Below are 16,579 nucleotides of genomic sequence, written 5' to 3' on the forward strand. Positions count from 1 at the left end.
CAGGTAAACGGTTTATATATAAAAGGGTTTCTTCGATGGCGCCGCCGCCGGCTAGAACCGGCTCTCGAATCCGATGCCCAGCGACTCGTCGGTGCGGGCAACGCTCTCGCCGGCGTCGACGTCCGAACAGACCGCCCGGATCGCGTCGACGTTCTCGGGGACGACGTCGCTTTCCTGGTGGATCGCCTGGAAGAGATACAGGTCCCGTCCTTTCGTCGAGATCGAGCGACCCCAGATACAGTTCTCCCACAGATCACCCCGCGGCCGACCGGCGTCGAGCGCGTATTCCTTGAGCTTTCCCGCGCCGTCGATGTCCGCCTCCTCGGGGATCAAAAAGAGTCGGGACTCCGCGTCGAGCAGTTGCCGGATCTCCTCTGCGGGAGGGGTAGCGTCGAGAGTGACGTTGACGCCGTGCATGTGCATCATCGTCGCCGGCACCTTCATCCCCATCGTGTCGATGTCCAGTTCGGGGAAGATCGTCTTCACGTCCGGGCCGTGATGGGACGGAATCTCGACGGGGTCCGGAAGGATGTCGTTTATCGGCCCCCGATCGGATTGGCCGGGATCGCCGCCCCGCCGCACCAGCGTCGCCCGGGTCTTCCGGACGCCGTACTCCTCCCGGAGCGGTGCGAGCAGCCGCGAGAGCCCCGTCGTGTTACACGAGACCACACGAACGTAGTCGAGATCCCGCACGGCATCGTAGTTGGCACGGGCGACGAAGCTCCCGTCTGCCACGTCGGCGTCTTCCCCACCCTGGAAGATCGCTGGCGTCTGATACGCCTCGTACATCGCACGGTTTTGTGCGCCGATTCCGGAGGGACAGGTGTCGACGACGACGTCGCTCGCGCCGACCAGTTCGGTCACCTCGCCGGCGATACGGATCCCGGCGGCGTCGAACGCGCCCGCCCGTTCCGGGATCGCCGCATACAGCGGATACCCTTTTCGCACCGCCGTGTCGGCCTCGAAGTTCGGCCGGGTTTTCGCGACGCCCACGAGTTCCATGTCGGGCTGGGCCGTCACCGCGTCGGCGACGCGCTTGCCGATGGTGCCGTACCCGTTTATGCCCACACGTATCATTACCGAAGCCTCGCTTCCGGTTCCGTATAATCGTTTCGAGTGTTCGTCCCAGGGAATTAACTTCCTTGCGAGTAACGATATCGGAGTGGCCACGGGGGGACGGGCGACGGAACGACCGGAAGGACAAGACTCAGGGAAGCAGCAGCAAATACGGACAGTATGGTCGAACGACTACGGAAACCCGCCGAGACTGCGGTGCTGCAGTGTTTGTCGCTCGGATCCGGTGAGTCGTGTGCGGTCGTCACCGACGAGAAGCGCCGGCCGATCGGCGAAGCGTTGTACGAGGTAGCACGCGAGGTCACAGACGAGGCGGTACTGCTGGAGTATCCCTCGGGGAAACAGCACGGGAGTGAGCCGCCGGTCCCGGTTGCAGCCGCGATGAAGGGCGCCGACGCGTTCCTCGCTCCGACGACGAAGAGCCTGAGCCACACCAGAGCTCGCGGGGACGCCTGCGAGGCCGGCGCCCGCGGGGCGACACTCCCGGGGATAACCGAAGAAGTGTTCGTCGCCGGCCTCGACGCCGACTACGACGCGATCGCGGACGCCTGCGAGGCGGTTCACGATCGGGTCGCGGATGCAGACGAGATCCGGATCACCTCCCCGCAGGGGACCGACCTCACCGTCGAACCCGGCGATCGGGAGTGGCTCTCGGACACCGGACAGATCCAGGAGCCGGGCGCGTTCTCGAACCTTCCGGCCGGCGAAGTGTTCGTCTCGCCGGAGACCGCCGAGGGACGGTACGTCGTGGACGGCACGATGATGCCCCACGGGTTACTCGAGGGGCGAACCCTGGAGTTCGAGGTCGAGGACGGGTTCGTTACGTCGGTTTCGGACGAGGAGATCGGAGCGCAGCTCGAAGCTGCCGCGGAATCGGTCGGCCGGGACGCGTACAACCTCGCGGAACTCGGGATCGGGACCAACGTCGGCGTGACCGAGCTTGTGGGGTCGGTGCTGCTCGACGAGAAGGCAGGGGGGACGGTACATCTCGCGATCGGCGACGACGCCGGCATCGGCGGCGACACCGACGCCCCCGTCCACCTGGACGGAATCTTGCGGGAGCCGACGGTGTACGCCGACGGCGAGGAGATCGATCTCCCGACGTCCGCCGACTGCTGACGCCAACCGCCGTTGGCGGAGATGCGCGCTTTTATACGCTCCAGTCGTCAATTCTCGCCAATGACCGATATCGAAGCCGGCGACCGGATCGCGGTCGCGTGTCCCTCTTGTTCTCCCGACGCCGAGGTGGTCCACGAGGTGCTCAAGCCCGGGGGCCAGGTTACCGTTCGGTGTACCGAGTGTAGCCACGTCCACAAGGAACGCGTCGAAATCGAATCCGACGTCGAACGGACCGTGGTCGTCTCCCAGTCGGGCGAATCGTTCACCACCACGATCGAGATGTCCCCCTCGGACAGCCTGTCGGTCGGCGACGAGTTCGTCGTGGACAGCAAAGAGGCGCTGTTGACCGCGCGGATCACCGCACTCGAACGCGGCGACGGCGACCGGGTGGAGGAAGCGACCGTCGAGGAGGTCGACACGATCTGGACCCGCGCTGTCGACAACGTCTCGGTAAGCGTCACCCTCCATCCGGGCGACGGGAACCGCGATCAGAGCCGGAGTCTCACGATCAACGTTCCGGGGGATTACGAGCTCACCGTCGGGAAATCGGAGACGTTCGGCGACGAACAGTTCGAGATCGAAGGGATCCAGATCCGCTCGGACGCCGACGGCTACCGGTTCGAGAAGTTCGACCACGAGGGCGACAGCGTGTTCGCCAAAGACGTAAAGCGCGTGTACGCACGCGACGAGACGACTGACGCCTGGTCCGCCTGGTAGCCGCTACGGCCGGCCCCAGCACCGGCAGTTTGCCCTCCTTTGAACACCTTTGGACAATACCGAACATATATGTACATTGGCTTCGGAGGAGGACGTATGAGCAGTCGCGAAACGGAGGAGACGGAATCGGTGGGCGGAAGCGGCGAACCGGGCGACTTCGACGGTTACGGCGGTCGATACGTGCCCGACGTGATGGGGGAGCCGCTCGATCGGTTGACCGAAGCGTTCGATTCGATCGTGAAGACGCCGGAGTTCCAGGCCCGATTCAGGGACACCCTCGAGGAGTACGCTGGCAGGCCGACACCGATCACGTACGCGCCGGGGCTCTCCGAGCGATACGGGGCGGACATCTACCTCAAGCGGGAGGATCTGCTCCACGGCGGCGCCCACAAGATCAACAACGCGGTCGGACAAGCGCTTCTGGCGGTCGAAGCCGACAAAAAGCGGCTGATCGCGGAGACGGGCGCCGGCCAGCACGGCGTGGCAACCGCGATGGTCGGAGCGCTGTTCGATCTGGACACCGAGATCTACATGGGTCGAAAGGACGCCAATCGCCAGCGGATGAACGTCTTCCGGATGCGCCTGATGGGCGCGGAGGTAAACGAGGTGACCGAGGGCGGTGCCGGCCTCGCGGACGCGGTCGACGCCGCGCTGGAGGATTTCGCCCACAACGTCGAGGACACCCACTACCTCGTCGGCTCTGCCGTCGGGCCGGACCCGTTCCCGCGGATGGTCCGGGAGTTCCAGTCGGTGATCGGCGAGGAGGCGCGCGAGCAGTTCCACGACCGGACGGGCGAGTTGCCGGATGCGGCCGTCGCCTGCGTCGGCGGCGGGTCGAACGCGATCGGGCTGTTTCACGCGTTCCGGGACGACGAGGTCGCGCTGTACGGCGCCGAAGGCGGCGGCGAGGGCGCCGATTCGCCCCGTCACGCCGCACCGCTCGCGTCGGGACGCGACGACGTCCTCCACGGAATGAAAACCCGCGTCATCGGCGAGGACGTGGAGGTCCACTCGATCTCCGCCGGGCTCGACTATCCGGGCGTGGGGCCCGAACACGCGATGTTCCGGAAGGCCGGACGCGTCGACTACCGTGGCGTCGACGACGACGCGGCTCTCGCAGCGTTTCGCGACCTCTCGGAGGCGGACGGCATCATCCCCGCGCTGGAATCCAGCCACGCGATCGCGCTTGCAAAGGAGCTCGCCGACGAGCACAACACCCTCCTCGTCAATCTCTCTGGCCGCGGGGACAAGGACATGGAGACCGCCGCCGAGCGGTTCCACCTCCAGGGAACGGAGATCTGAGGGCGGCCGCGGAGGAGGCCGGAACGACCCTCCGCTGTGGTGCGATCGTCGTCGGAATAGCGATCATCCGTCCCCGTGACCTCCCGCACAAGGCAAAAAGCCTATAATCAGCACAAGGCAAAAAGCGGGTAGAGATGGTATCCACGATTCCACTGTTTCCCGGCATTCCCGGCGGGCCCGAACTCCTGATCGTGCTGTTGGTGCTCGTGCTGCTGTTCGGGGCAAACAAGATCCCCAAACTCGCGCGGTCGACCGGCCAGGCCATGGGCGAATTCAAGAAGGGTCGCGAAGAGGTCGAAGAGGAACTCAAGGAGATGCAAGATGACACGCTGAAGTCCGACGTCGAGGACGTCGAGGACATCGAAGACGACGAGACGGTTTCCTCGGTAGAAGACGAGGAAACCGAAGTTGATCGGTCCGCAGAGGAAGTCTAAAACCGCCTTCGGGCTCGCCGATCTCTTCCTTCCTGGGCGTGTGGCCAAGCGGATACGGCACGAGGTTCCTAACCTCGGGATCGCGGGTTCGAATCCCGTCACGCCCGTTTTCCTGCGAGCGATAGCGAGCAGTGAAAACGGCCAAAAGGGATTCGAATCCTACCAGTCGCGCGCAGCGAACGACTGTGAGCGAGCACGTCTGGTTTCGGTTCGAATCCCGTCACGCCCGTACCGTGTGGCGAACGTAGTGAGCCACCGGTACGGCAAAAAGGGATTCGAACCCGGGGAGTCGCAGCCCGGAACGGCCGAGCGAAGCGAGGCCGCAGGCCCGGACCGTCTCCACTCGGTTCGAATCCCGTCACGCCCGTTCCCTCACTTCGTTCGGTCACGGGCGCGACTTACCCCCGCTCGCTTCGCTCACGGCTTCGCCGTTCGCTTCTCGAGGTGCTCCCTTCGGTCGCACCTCGCATCGATCGCGGGGATCCCGTCACGCCCGTTTTCCTGCGAGCGATAGCGAGCAGTGAAAACAGGCGTGTGGCGAACACGGGGATTTCGCGGGGGCCGTCCGACTCTGACCCTTCTAGACGAGTGTGAGGCCGCCGTCGACCACCAGCGTCGCGCCGGTAATAAACGCCGCGGGCTCGGAAGCGAGATAGGCGATCGAACTCGCCAGTTCTACGGGATCGCCCTGTCGGCCGACTGGCGTCATATTCACGGCCGCCCCGATCTCTTCCTCCGTGGCGACCTCCTCGGCTGCACCCGTGTCGATCATGCCGGGAACGATGGCGTTCATCGTGATCCCCTGCGGACCGAGACCGATCGCAGCGCTCCGGGTAAAGCCGACGACGCCACCCTTGCTCGCGGCGTAGTGTGAGAGGTCGCCGGACCAGCCGATGTGCCCGCCGGACGCCGAGGAGACGTTGACGATCCGGCCGTAGCCCTGCCCGCGCATCGCCGGGAGAACGGCTTTCGTACAGTTGAACACGCCGGTCAGGTTGATGTCGATCACCCGCTGCCAGTCCTCGGGAGTCATCTCCTCGAGAGTGGCCGTCGGGAAGATCCCCGCGTTGTTCACCAGGATATCGACGCCGCCGAACTCCTCGAGTGTGTCCTCGACGACTTCCTGTGCCTGTTCGTAGTCAGTGACGTCGAGTTCGCGGACGAGCGCAGTTCCCCCGCGTTCCTCGACGGCCTCGCCTACCGCTTCGCGTTCGGGGATGACGTCGGTCACGACGACATCGGCACCCTGTTCGGCCAGCAACGTCGCCGTCGCTTCCCCGATTCCACGTCCTGCTCCCGTCACGATCGCGACGCGGTTACTGAAATCTATCATCGCAACCGAACCTACTCCTCCCACGGTAATAAAATAGTTACTTGGTTAACATATGACCCGATCATATGCCACAAAAAGGTTCTTTTTAGGCGAAATCCGGCATTCGTGACAGAGCGGACGTGAACACGTGTCGAGAGTGAAATCACAAGAATCAACGTGACCACGAGAGAACCGGACGACCGACTGAACACCGATGACGCTTTTTGCACCACTCGACGAAACCGAGCTCTCCCGAATTCACGAGGAGTCGGTGAAACTGCTGTCGAACCAGGGCGTCGACGTCGCCGACGAAACAGCCAGAGACCGATACTCGGCAGGCGGTTGTGAGGTGTCGGGGACGACAGTTCGGATCCCCGAACCGGTGCTCGAACAGTCGATCGATCGGGCACCGGAGTCGTTCACACTGCACACTCGCAACGGCGACGCGGTGGTCGTCGGCAAGGGGGAACCGGTGTTCGCCCCGGCGTTCGGACCGACCGAACTGTACACCGAAGGGGACGGGTTCCGGGAAGCGACACTTGCCGACGTCGAGACGTTCGCCAGGCTCGCTCACGAGGAGGACGTTGTCGACTGTGCCGGATACAACGTCTGTGAACCGGTGGACGTGCCGGAGCCGCAGCGTGCCCGCGAATCGATGAAGCGGACCCTGCTGACGACCGACCTTCCCGTCGTCGGATCAGCGTACGGGCGCCGTCGGTCCCAGGAATGTCTCGAACTGGCCGGGATCGCGGCCGACGACCCGGATCTCACCCGGCCGCGCGTGCTCGGCCAGGTGTCGCCCGTCTCGCCGCGCCGCTGGCCCGAGGCGATGGCTGCAGGGCTGCTCACGTACGCCGCGCGTGGACAGCCGGTGATCGTGATGTCCCAGCCGCTCGCGGGCGCCTCCGCCCCGGCGACGCTCGCGGGCGCGGTGATTCTGGCAAACGCCGAGATCCTCTCGGGGATTGTCCTCGCACAGCTGGAAAACCCTGGGACACCCGTCGTGTACGGATCTGCGCTCACCGCCCTCGATATGGAAACGACATCGATCGCTGCGGCGGCCCCCGAGGCGGCGCTCGGAGCGGCCGCGACCGCCCAGCTGGCGAGATCGTACAACCTGCCGAGCCGGGGCGGCGGCGGGGTGACCGACGCAAAGCGGCTCGACGACCAGGCGGGCTCCGAATCGATGCTCGGCCTGCTGGCAGGTATCGACGCCGGAATCGACTTCACCTTGCACGCGGTCGGAATCCTCGATTCCTACCGGGCGGTATCCCCGGAGAAGTTTCTGCTGGACTGTGAACGGATCCGAGCGATCCGGCGGATCCGGCAGGGGATCGACGTCACAGGGGAGACGATCGCCGGAGCGCTGCTGGCTGAAACCTCCCCGGACGGGGATTTCTTGAGCGCTCGCCACACCGTCAAACACGCCCGCAAGTCACTGTTCCGTCCAGATCTCGCGGTTCGGGATGCCGGCGATAGCCCGAACGTGAGCGGGAGGTCGGCCGTCGAACGCGCGCAGGCTCGCGTCGAGACGTTGCTGGACCGGTACGAGCCGCCGGCGATCGATCCGAGCCTCCGGAAACGGATCGAATCGTACGACGGTCACGACGCGTGATCGACTTCGAACGCGGTTCGTGACGGACGCCGAGGTGTCGGTCCGACGCGGCGTCGAATCGTGCTCCTTAAGGGTCCAACGGGAGATTTTCATAGCATGAGTGACGAACCGCAGGCAGAGGCGGACGACGCCGTCGACGCCGAGGAGTCCGAGACCGAAGCGGAAACGGAAGCCGAATCCGCCGGGATCGGCGACGGAGACTTCGTACGCATCGCCTACACGATCCGGACGGTCGACGACGGGACCGTCGTCGACACCACGGACGAGGAGATCGCCGAAGAAGCCGGTATCGACGACGAAGACTACGAGTTCGGCCCCCGGACGATCGTCGTGGGTGCGGGTCACGTCTTCGACAGCGTCGAGGAGGAACTCTCCGGCGCCGAAGCCGGCGACGAGGGCTCGGTCGTGGTCGACGCGACGGAAGCCTTCGGCGAATACGATCCCGATCAGGTCCGGACCGTCGCCGCAGACAAGATCCCCGAGGACGACCGGTACCCCGGCGCGCCCGTGACCATCGACGGCGACCAGGGGCACCTCGAGACGATCATCGGCGGCCGCGCCCGGGTCGACTTCAACCACCCGCTCGCGGGCGAGGACCTCGAGTACGACTACGAGATCGTCGAGGTCGTCGACGACCGCGAGGAGCAGGCTGCCGGCCTGCTGGGGATGTACCTCCAGCAGACGCCCGACGTCCGCATCGAAACGGTCACCGAAGAGGAGGAAGTCGTCGTCGAACCCGACGAGGAAGCGGAGGAATCCGACGAGGACGAAGGAGATAGCGAGGGAGAGGACGACGAAGAAGACGACGAGCCAGCAGAACCCGAAACGGAGCTCCAGGAGGTCGACAAGGAGGTCCTCTACATCGAGGCCACCCCCGCGATGTCGATGAACCAGCAGTGGCTCTTCTCGAAACAGCAGATCGCCCAGGATCTGATGGGCCGGCTAGACCTCGACCGGGTCGTCATCGAGGAGGTCATCGAGGGCGGGATGATGGGCGGCCTCGGCGGCATGATGGGCGGCGCCGGCGGCGCCGGCGACGTCGAACTGGATCCCGACGAACTCGCCGCCGAACTCGGCGACGAGATCGACGAGGACCTGGACGAGGAGCTCGGCGAGGAACTCGAAGGAATCGCCGACGACGAACTCGGCGACGAATAACGCCGCAGGATTCGTTTTTCGCAGTCGCCTCCGTTCGGTAGCGACCTCCTCGCTCGCCAGTCGGAACGCCCGCGGTCAGTCCCGGAAACCGGGCCGCCACAGCAACAGCCCGACCGCGAACAGGAATACCAGCGTCGAGAGGTCGATCGACAGCGAGTACACCGCCGTAGCGAGCCCCGAGGATCCACCGGCGGCGCCGGCGACGACGGAGGCGAGCAGCGAGAAGCTACAGCCGACGCAAGCGAACAGGCCGAGCACGCCGGAGGCCGCGGCGGATGTCGCATCGGCGATCGCCGCGTACACCAGATACGACAGCGTCGCGTAGCCGACAACGAGATACGGGATCACCGTCACGTGTCCGACCGCGGTCACGTAGCTTACCCGGGGGCCCCAGCCCGGCGACGCGAGCGCCACGTCGAGTCCCGTCTGCACGTGGTGAGCGTGATCGCCGTGCGTGCCGATCAGGCCGGCGATCCACACGACCAGCAGGAAGTAACCGACCGCGACCGCCGCACCGACTATCCTGGCACGGGTGCTACCGGTTTTCGGCCCGACACGGAACGGTGCCCACAGCCCGACGGCGACCCACGCCAGCGGATACAGCAGATACCGCGGCTGTGTCGCCTCCGCATCGGTGGCCAGAAAGTACACCGCGACGAACGCCAACTGGATCGCCAGCAGCCCGCCGATCACCATGACGTCGCGACGCAGGTCAGAACGCGAGAACAGCTCTCCGATCCGTCCGGTCACCGCCCCGAAACGTCCGTGAGAGTTCGCCGATCGTCCGCCGGTGTCCATCACCTCGGGGATGACGACCGTCCGGACAAAAGGATGTCGGCGCCGCCGATCCTTCCCGATCGTCCGTTAAAGTCAAACCGACTCCTCGCGAACGTGAGCCCATGAGCGTCGACCAGGAACAGCGGACCGTCCGGTGTCTCGTGGCGAAGGTAGGGTTGGACGGCCACGACCGGGGGGCACACGTCATCGCCCGGGCGTTCCGGGACGCCGGGTTCGAGGTGATCTACTCGGGGCTTCACCGGTCGCCCGACGAGATCGTGCAGGCGGCCGTCCAGGAGGACGTCGACGTGCTGGGAATCTCCATCCTGTCGGGGGCACACAACACGCTCGTCCCGAAGGTGCTCGACGGCCTCGCGGAGTACGGCGCCCTCGAGGACACCCTCGTGCTCGTCGGAGGGATCGTCCCCGACGACGACGAGGAGGAGTTGAAGGAACTCGGCGTCTCGGAGGTGTTCGGTCCGGGAACGCCGATGGAGGAGACGATCTCGTTCGTCAGGGAGAACGTCCCGGAGCGGTAGCCGCATGAGTCGGGGTACCGAGACCGACCTCGTCGACGAGTTGCTCGATGGCGACCATCGGGCGCTCGCGCGGGTCATCTCGAAGATCGAAAACAGGCGGCCGGGGTACAGACAGCTGGTCTCCCGGCTTCACACACACGCCGGAAACGCACAGATCGTGGGCGTCACCGGCTCTCCCGGAGCAGGGAAGTCGACGCTGGTCGACAAGCTGGCGAAACGCTACCGCGATCGCGGGGAGACGGTCGGCGTGATCGCGGTCGACCCCTCCTCTCCGTACACCGGCGGCGCGGTGCTCGGCGACCGGATCAGGATGGCCTCGACAGTCGGCGACATGGACGTATTCTTCCGGTCGATGAGCGCCAGGGGGCAGCTGGGTGGGCTCTCGATGGCGACCGCCGACGCAGTGACGGCGCTGGACGCGTTCGGGAAGGACCGCATCGTAATCGAGACGGTCGGCGCCGGGCAAAACGAGGTCGACGTCGTCGAGACCGCCGACACCGTCGCGGTCCTCGTCCAGCCCGGGTCGGGCGACGACGTACAGATGCTCAAGGCGGGAATCCTCGAAATCGGCGACGTGTTCGTCGTCAACAAGGCCGACATGGAGGGTGCAGACAGGACCGTCGCCGAACTCGAGGAGATGCTCCACATGCGGGACAGCCCCACCGCCGGACTGAACACCGGCCACCACGGCTTCCAGTCGATCGAGGCCGGAGACGGAGACGCGAGCAGAGACGGCCCGACGGAGAGGATCGAGTCGGTCGACGGCGAGGAACCGACCGACGGGAAAGAGCCAGAGTGGAACCCCTCGGTCGTCGAAACCGTCGCGACGACCGGCGACGGGATCGAAGAACTGCTCGAACTGATCGATGCCCACTACGCGCACCTCGAGGCGTCAGGAGAGCTCGAAGAGAAGATCGAAAACAGGTACGCGAAGGGGATCAGGACGCTGCTCCGCAACGACGTCGCGGCGCTCGTCGAACGGGAGCTGGATCGCCACGGAGGGATCGACCGACTCGCCGAGCGGGTGGCCCGGCGGGAGACCGACCCGTACGCGGTGGCCGAACGGATCGTCGCACCGATCGAGAAGTGTCTCGACGACAACCGTGAGTGATCGCTCCACCCCGGGATCGTTTTACACCCGATGGGCCGGCGTCTACGACCGGATCGCCAGCGACGCCCCCGGCGTCGTCCGGATGCGGTCGACGTTCCTCGACCTCCTCTCGCCGTCCCGCGGGGACGTGGTCGTCGAGATGGGCTGTGGTACCGGGGCGAACTTCCCGTGGCTCCGGGACCGTGTCGGCCGGGAGGGAACCGTCGTCGGCGTCGACCTCTCGGAAGGAGTTCTCGAGCGGGCGCACGACCGGATTCGTCGACACGGCTGGGAGAACGTCCACGTGGTTCGGGGCGACGCGACCCGTCCGCCGTTCGTCGGGGAGTCGACGGCGGTTCCCTCCGAGTCACTCGGACTCGGAGCCGGCGAAGTCGACGTCGTACTCGCGACGTTCGTCGTCGGGATGCTCCCCGATCCGGGAGGCGCAGTCGAAGCGTGGGCAAAGCTCGCCGGCGAAGGCGGCCGACTGGGGCTGTGCAACCTCGCCCGGAGCACGACCCCGCTAGGTCGACTCGGCAATCCGGCTTTCGCTGCGCTGGTACGTGCGAGTTCACCGCCGGGCGGACAGGGACGAACCCGGTGCGCCGCACAGTTGCTCGACGAGCGCGTTCTGGCGGGTCACCGGACGCTACACGAGCGCTGTGAGGGCGTGGTGAGCCGGCGAGCGTTCGGTGGATTCGTCCGCATGTCGGCCGGAACCATCGAATCCGACGTGTGACCGATCTGCGCCGGTGTCCGGCGGCGCTGGCAACGTAACTGAGGGCTTAAAAGAGTGCGAGCGTCTGTGCGATCAGCCCGCCGAGAAGGAAGGAAACCCCCATCGTCAACACGAGGACGACGGCGGCGATCCGGATGTCGAACTCCTCTGCGACGGTGGCGAACACCGCGATGCAGGGGACGTAAAACAGGCCGACGATCGCGCCGACGAACAGCTGTCCCGTCGAGAGATCCATCTCGAGCAACGGCAACACCGTCAGTTCGCGCCTGACGATGCCCAACATCAGCGGCGTCGCCGCCTCCTCCGGCAAGAGGAGCCAGCCGACGACGAGTGGACGAAGATACTCGCCAATGAGTTCCAGGACGCCCAGCTCGTACAAAAGCGACGCCGCCCCGATCGCGTAGATCATGTGGATCGCGCCGCCGAACAGGTAGTGTTTCAGCCGCATCCAGACCTTCTTCATCGTGATGTGGGCCTTCGGGATCAAAAGCGGCGGGACGTCGGCGACCGTCGGACTCCGGTCCCCTTCGAGAACCCGATCGAGGACGACTCCGGCCGTGGCGAGCGCGAGAAACGACACGAAAAACACCGCAATCACGAGGAAGATCGTTGCCTCGGCGAGCAACGCGATGAACGCCCCGGTCTGGGCCACGCAGGGCACCGCGAGACAGATCATGAGCGTGATCGAGAGCCGCTGTTTGTACGTCTCGGCCGCCCGGGTACCGGTGATCCCGGGGATCGCACAGCCGTAGCCCAAAAGCAGAGGGACCACGTTGCTCCCCGTCAATCCGATCCGGGCAAACAATCCGTCGAGCAGCACCGCAAGCCGTGGGAGGTAACCGCTGTCCTCCAGCAGGCTCAATGCGATGTAAAACGAGATCACGTACGGCATCACGAGCGCGAACGGCCACTCGATCCCCTTTATCAGAAAGCCGTATTCGCCGATCAGTACAGATCTGAACATCCCCGGTTCCGTGACCGATCGCACCGCGCGTTCGATCACCGGAAACACCAGTCTCTCGAAAAACGGGACGAGGAGATACTGACGCATTCCCATCCCGACCCCGACGACAATCGCGAACGTTCCCACGAGCACCAGGAGCGCAACGGGCAGGCCCGGCCACGGTTCGACGAGCCTGTCACCCCACCGCTGTAACCGCCCTTCGGGGAGGGGTTCACCGGACGATTCGTCGACGATCGCACTCTCCGCGAGTGTCTCGGCACGATCCCAGGTTGCCTCGTCCGTTCCGGGAGCGGTCGGGTTCCGGAGCGTGCCGGCCACGGCGTCGACGAGTTCTTCGAACCCTTTTCCGATCGTCGCGACTGTGGGGATCACGGGAACCGACAGCTCTCGAGCGAGCACCTCCGGCCTGAGCGTTCTCCCTTCCTCCAGCAGGTCGACGCGGTTGACCGCAACGACGGTCGGCACGTCGTGTTCGAGCACCTGCAACAGGAGATGTAAGCTACTCTCGAGATTTGCCGCATCGAGCACGCAGACGACGGCGTCACAGCCGCCCTCAAGGATGTCGACGGCCAGCTGTTCGGCCTCGTTGGTCGCCGCGAGCGAGTACGTCCCCGGGACGTCGATCAGGGTCGCCTCCTCGCCTCTGAACGTGGCTGTCCCCCGCTTGTACTCGACAGTCGTACCGGGATAGTTCGCGATCCCCGCGTCGAGCCCGGTCAGCGCATTGAACAGGACGCTCTTTCCGACGTTCGGTGGGCCGATCAGCGCGACGCGGGTGGATGCGGAGTCGGCCGTTTCCTCGACCGTCCCCTCACGACGGGACATCGAGATTCGGGTTCGAATCGTGGTCCGTCTCCTCGCGTTCGACCCGGATGTTGTCGGCGAGTGTTCGGTCGATCGCGACCCGGCGGCCGTCTGCTTCCACGATCAACGGCCCCCCGAACAGCTGTCGTCCTCGAACCCGGACCGAATTCCCGGGTCGGACGCCGAGCGGCGACAACAGGTCGTGATCCGGAACGCCGCTGACGACGGCGTGTTCCCCGTCGTCCAGCGACTCGAGTGTGGGGCCCTCCGGCGCCGTCGGGGTGTCGGCCGATCCGCCGGACGATCCGCCGGCCGATCCGCCGCGAGCAACAGTTCCCCCGTCGGCAGCAGCTGCCGGAGACGCCTCCGTATCCGCGGTCGGTTGCGACGCCGGACAGTCCGGCGCGTCCGAACAGCCGACACAGTCGGTGGGGTCGTTGCAGACGACCACGCTTTCCTTGCCGAACCGGTGGGTAATCGTCTCCGAGGAGACGTCTCCCGACGGCGCCTCGGCGTCTGGAAACAACGTACTGGCCCAGTCCCGCGGCCGGCGATAGACGAGCGTCTGTCCCGCATGGAGCTGTGACATGGTTTCGGTGACGATCTCCGCCTTCGGGTGGACGTGAAACGCCATCCAGATCACGTCGAAGGAGACAGTCTCGAGCGTCCGGCCGTCGCCCACAGCGAGGTCGATCTTTTCGGAGAGTCCCCGGCTCTCGACCGCCCGGCGGGCGGCGTCGATCGCGTCGGGGTCGTTGTCAATCGCGAGGACGTCGTAGCCGTGTTCGGCCAACGCCATCGCGGTCATCGGCAACGGGCCACAGCCGACCTGGAGCACCGACGCGTCGTCGTCGGGCCCGACGAGGCCCAGTTCCCGCTCGATGACGTCCTGGTAGAATAGCCGACGGTAGAGGTTTCCGAACGTACACGACACCCGGTCCAGCCGTTCGAGACGTTTCAACACGCCCGCACTCGCGGCTACCGCACTGGAACCGGACTCGACGCCCCCAGTCGCTGCGTCGTCGCGCTCTCGTTGTCCGTCTGTATTCGTCACGGAGGATCGACCTGTATCCGTATCTTTAGGCCCTCCTAAATTAAATGCGGGAGCGGGTTCCCACTGCGTGAAAACAGCGACGATCGACCGGAGTTCACTCCCGAAAACGAGCGGTACCGACCGGAAGTTCCAGTCCATCCGGTGAGAGCCGGTGATCCGAGGACACCAGCCACGCCGCCGCCGCTGCAGACAACAAAAGCGGAAACCAGAACACGACGACACGCGAGAGTATCGCGACTGTGAACCCTTCCGAAAACGTGGCACCCCCAGCCAGAAAGATCACCGCCAGTGTCCCTTCGAACGTTCCGGTCCCACCGGGAGAAAGCGGTGCGATACTGACGAGATACGCGAGAATCGTCCCAACTGCCGCGACCTCGAACCCGACGTCGATCCCCAGCATCAGCGCCACCAGATGTATTTTGACTGGGTACAGTCCCCAGACGAAAAACGAGACCAGAAACAGCCACCGACGATCGGCAGCGGTCAGCAGGGATCCGGCATTCGAAAGGGCCCGCCGAAGAAATCCCGTCGCTCCATCGATCGATCGCCGTATCCGCCGAGGGAGCAGACGTTCCATCGTTCCCACGGTCGACCTGACCCGCGATCCAGACAGTGGCGAACGTCCGACCGGCAGATCGGCCGTCGATCCTCGATGGAGGGCGACAGTCAACACCGTCGCCGACAACGCAACGACCAGCAGTCCCAGCGAGGCGGTCGTAGAAACCGTCACGTCCGTCCGTATCCCGGCGAAACCGGCAATCCCCACACACAACAGGAAGAACGGAACCAGTGAGACGTACTTGTGCACCACCAACGCCGAGGAAACCTCGTCGTATCCGGCGCCGGTCAGCCGACGGAACAGGTACACTTTCGCGGCTTCGCCGCCGAGTTTCGAGGAGGGAGTAACGCTCTCGACGAACCCCCCAGCGAGGTTCACGGCGAGGACCTCGGAAAACGGAAGCGGGATCTCCGCGCGCCGGAGCACGTAGTGCCACTGGTAGGCGATGAGCCCGAGTGTGACGAGTTGCAACGCGAGGAGCCCGAGAAGCATCCCGGGAGAGAACCTGCCCAGTACAGTCCGGACCTCCGACCATCCTGCGATCCACAGCAACCCGATCAGGGTCGCAAATCCGATCACCCACAGCGCGATCTTCCGCTTCATTCCGTCCGGAACAGGAGCGATCGATCGAACGTTACCATCCAGTGTGAAACAGCGTCAGCCGGCGACGGTGAGGTGTCTCTCGAAGGAGCGATGAACGTCGACGAGCAGCCACCGTCGCACGCGACGTCTCGCGATTCCGTGGTCACCGGATCGTAATCGGCCGAGAACGCGGGCCGCGGCTGACGGACGACTACTCGGCTCGGGGTGCCCTGCGTCCGTCGGTACCGATCGACGATATCGTCTTTCGGTTCCGCCTGCAAGGCGACAATAGCCACCGAACAGGGTTCCGGAAGCTGGGTGCCGTCACCGACGACCTCCCTGCCGTCCCCCACGACGACCTCGACGTCGTCGGCGACGCCGGCACGTGCGAGGTTTCGGCGCGCCTCCCGAACCACGCTCTGGTCGTGATCGAGCGCGTACACGGTCGCCCCGGACCGTTTCGCGAGTAGTGCAGCCGTAAATGGCATCGCACCACAACCGACATTGAGAACTACATCGTCCTCGTCGATTTCCGCTAGTTCGATCTCCCGGTCGACGACCGAACGGTACAGACGAGTGTAGAGATCAAACAGCCGCGGAGCGACCGAACACGACTTCTCCAGCCTCGCGACAGTGTTCCCGAGCCGGCCCATACACGTAATTTAGGCCACCCTAAACATAAAGGGAGTCACCGGTTCTTACATCATGAAAACGAAAGGCAATTCGCAAGGTCGTGCTCG

The 16,579-nt window shown here is 65.1% G+C and carries 16 protein-coding genes and 1 tRNA gene; 10 read left to right on the forward strand and 7 right to left on the reverse strand.

What is annotated here, in order from left to right:
• Positions 1-51 precede the first annotated feature (51 nt).
• Entirely contained in the window at positions 52-1,077 is a 1,026-nt protein-coding gene (locus RH858_RS04195) for a type II glyceraldehyde-3-phosphate dehydrogenase (RefSeq protein WP_259535185.1), read from the reverse strand.
• Positions 1,078-1,236: 159 nt separating this feature from the next.
• Between RH858_RS04195 and RH858_RS04200 the strand changes: the two genes are divergently transcribed.
• The 5 genes from RH858_RS04200 to RH858_RS04220 all read left to right on the forward strand — a co-directional run bounded on the left by RH858_RS04200 (position 1,237) and on the right by RH858_RS04220 (position 4,753).
• Positions 1,237-2,193 (forward strand): aminopeptidase, encoded by a 957-nt coding sequence (locus RH858_RS04200; RefSeq protein WP_310561196.1) that lies wholly within the window; start codon positions 1,237-1,239, stop codon positions 2,191-2,193.
• Positions 2,194-2,253: 60 nt separating this feature from the next.
• Positions 2,254-2,910: an HVO_0476 family zinc finger protein gene (locus RH858_RS04205; protein ID WP_310561197.1), complete on the forward strand. Its 657-nt coding sequence runs from the start codon at positions 2,254-2,256 to the stop codon at positions 2,908-2,910.
• Between the two features lie 96 nt (positions 2,911-3,006).
• Positions 3,007-4,212 (forward strand): tryptophan synthase subunit beta, encoded by a 1,206-nt coding sequence (gene trpB, locus RH858_RS04210; RefSeq protein ID WP_259535182.1) that lies wholly within the window; start codon positions 3,007-3,009, stop codon positions 4,210-4,212.
• Positions 4,213-4,346: 134 nt separating this feature from the next.
• Complete coding sequence (gene tatA / locus RH858_RS04215) at positions 4,347-4,646, forward strand: twin-arginine translocase TatA/TatE family subunit (RefSeq protein WP_310561198.1); 300 nt, start codon at positions 4,347-4,349, stop codon at positions 4,644-4,646.
• 34 nt (positions 4,647-4,680) lie between these two features.
• Positions 4,681-4,753: transfer RNA gene (locus tag RH858_RS04220), tRNA-Arg, on the forward strand.
• Between the two features lie 473 nt (positions 4,754-5,226).
• Here RH858_RS04220 and RH858_RS04225 read toward each other — a convergent pair.
• A complete protein-coding gene (locus RH858_RS04225; protein ID WP_259535180.1) occupies positions 5,227-5,979 on the reverse strand; it encodes an SDR family NAD(P)-dependent oxidoreductase in 753 nt (250 codons plus the stop codon).
• A 193-nt stretch (positions 5,980-6,172) separates the two neighbouring features.
• Between RH858_RS04225 and RH858_RS04230 the strand changes: the two genes are divergently transcribed.
• Entirely contained in the window at positions 6,173-7,573 is a 1,401-nt protein-coding gene (locus RH858_RS04230; protein WP_259535179.1) for a trimethylamine methyltransferase family protein, read from the forward strand.
• 96 nt (positions 7,574-7,669) lie between these two features.
• The gene (locus tag RH858_RS04235; protein ID WP_310561199.1) at positions 7,670-8,731 is read left to right on the forward strand and encodes a peptidylprolyl isomerase; all 1,062 of its coding nucleotides are present in this window, start codon (positions 7,670-7,672) and stop codon (positions 8,729-8,731) included.
• Positions 8,732-8,806: 75 nt separating this feature from the next.
• Here the strand turns inward: RH858_RS04235 and RH858_RS04240 are convergent, their stop codons facing one another.
• Positions 8,807-9,529, reverse strand: coding sequence for a hypothetical protein (locus tag RH858_RS04240; RefSeq protein WP_310561200.1), 723 nt, complete (start codon positions 9,527-9,529; stop codon positions 8,807-8,809).
• Positions 9,530-9,630: 101 nt separating this feature from the next.
• On the opposite strand from RH858_RS04240, the gene RH858_RS04245 reads away from it, so the two are divergent.
• The 3 genes from RH858_RS04245 to RH858_RS04255 are packed head-to-tail and all read left to right on the forward strand — an operon-like array spanning position 9,631 to position 11,876.
• Positions 9,631-10,047 (forward strand): cobalamin B12-binding domain-containing protein, encoded by a 417-nt coding sequence (locus tag RH858_RS04245; RefSeq protein ID WP_259535176.1) that lies wholly within the window; start codon positions 9,631-9,633, stop codon positions 10,045-10,047.
• 4 nt (positions 10,048-10,051) lie between these two features.
• Positions 10,052-11,158, forward strand: coding sequence for a methylmalonyl Co-A mutase-associated GTPase MeaB (gene meaB, locus RH858_RS04250; protein ID WP_259535175.1), 1,107 nt, complete (start codon positions 10,052-10,054; stop codon positions 11,156-11,158).
• A complete protein-coding gene (locus RH858_RS04255) occupies positions 11,151-11,876 on the forward strand; it encodes a class I SAM-dependent methyltransferase (protein WP_310561201.1) in 726 nt (241 codons plus the stop codon). Before meaB ends, RH858_RS04255 begins: the two co-directional genes overlap by 8 nt.
• A gap of 46 nt (positions 11,877-11,922) precedes the next feature.
• Here RH858_RS04255 and RH858_RS04260 read toward each other — a convergent pair whose 3' ends face one another.
• From RH858_RS04260 to RH858_RS04275, 4 genes are all read right to left on the reverse strand, one after another.
• Positions 11,923-13,665, reverse strand: coding sequence for a ferrous iron transporter B (locus RH858_RS04260; protein ID WP_259535173.1), 1,743 nt, complete (start codon positions 13,663-13,665; stop codon positions 11,923-11,925).
• A complete protein-coding gene (locus tag RH858_RS04265) occupies positions 13,652-14,698 on the reverse strand; it encodes a nicotianamine synthase family protein (protein ID WP_259535172.1) in 1,047 nt (348 codons plus the stop codon). The genes RH858_RS04260 and RH858_RS04265 overlap by 14 nt, the downstream gene beginning before the upstream one ends.
• 94 nt (positions 14,699-14,792) lie before the next feature.
• Complete coding sequence (locus tag RH858_RS04270) at positions 14,793-15,860, reverse strand: lysylphosphatidylglycerol synthase transmembrane domain-containing protein (protein WP_259535171.1); 1,068 nt, start codon at positions 15,858-15,860, stop codon at positions 14,793-14,795.
• On the reverse strand, positions 15,857-16,492 hold the full coding sequence (locus RH858_RS04275; RefSeq protein WP_259535170.1) for a methyltransferase domain-containing protein: 636 nt from the start codon (positions 16,490-16,492) through the stop codon (positions 15,857-15,859). The genes RH858_RS04270 and RH858_RS04275 overlap by 4 nt, the downstream gene beginning before the upstream one ends.
• Between the last annotated feature and the right edge of the window lie 87 nt (positions 16,493-16,579).

This window comes from Halalkaliarchaeum sp. AArc-GB (assembly GCF_031432225.1).
Classification (GTDB): domain Archaea; phylum Halobacteriota; class Halobacteria; order Halobacteriales; family Haloferacaceae; genus Halalkaliarchaeum.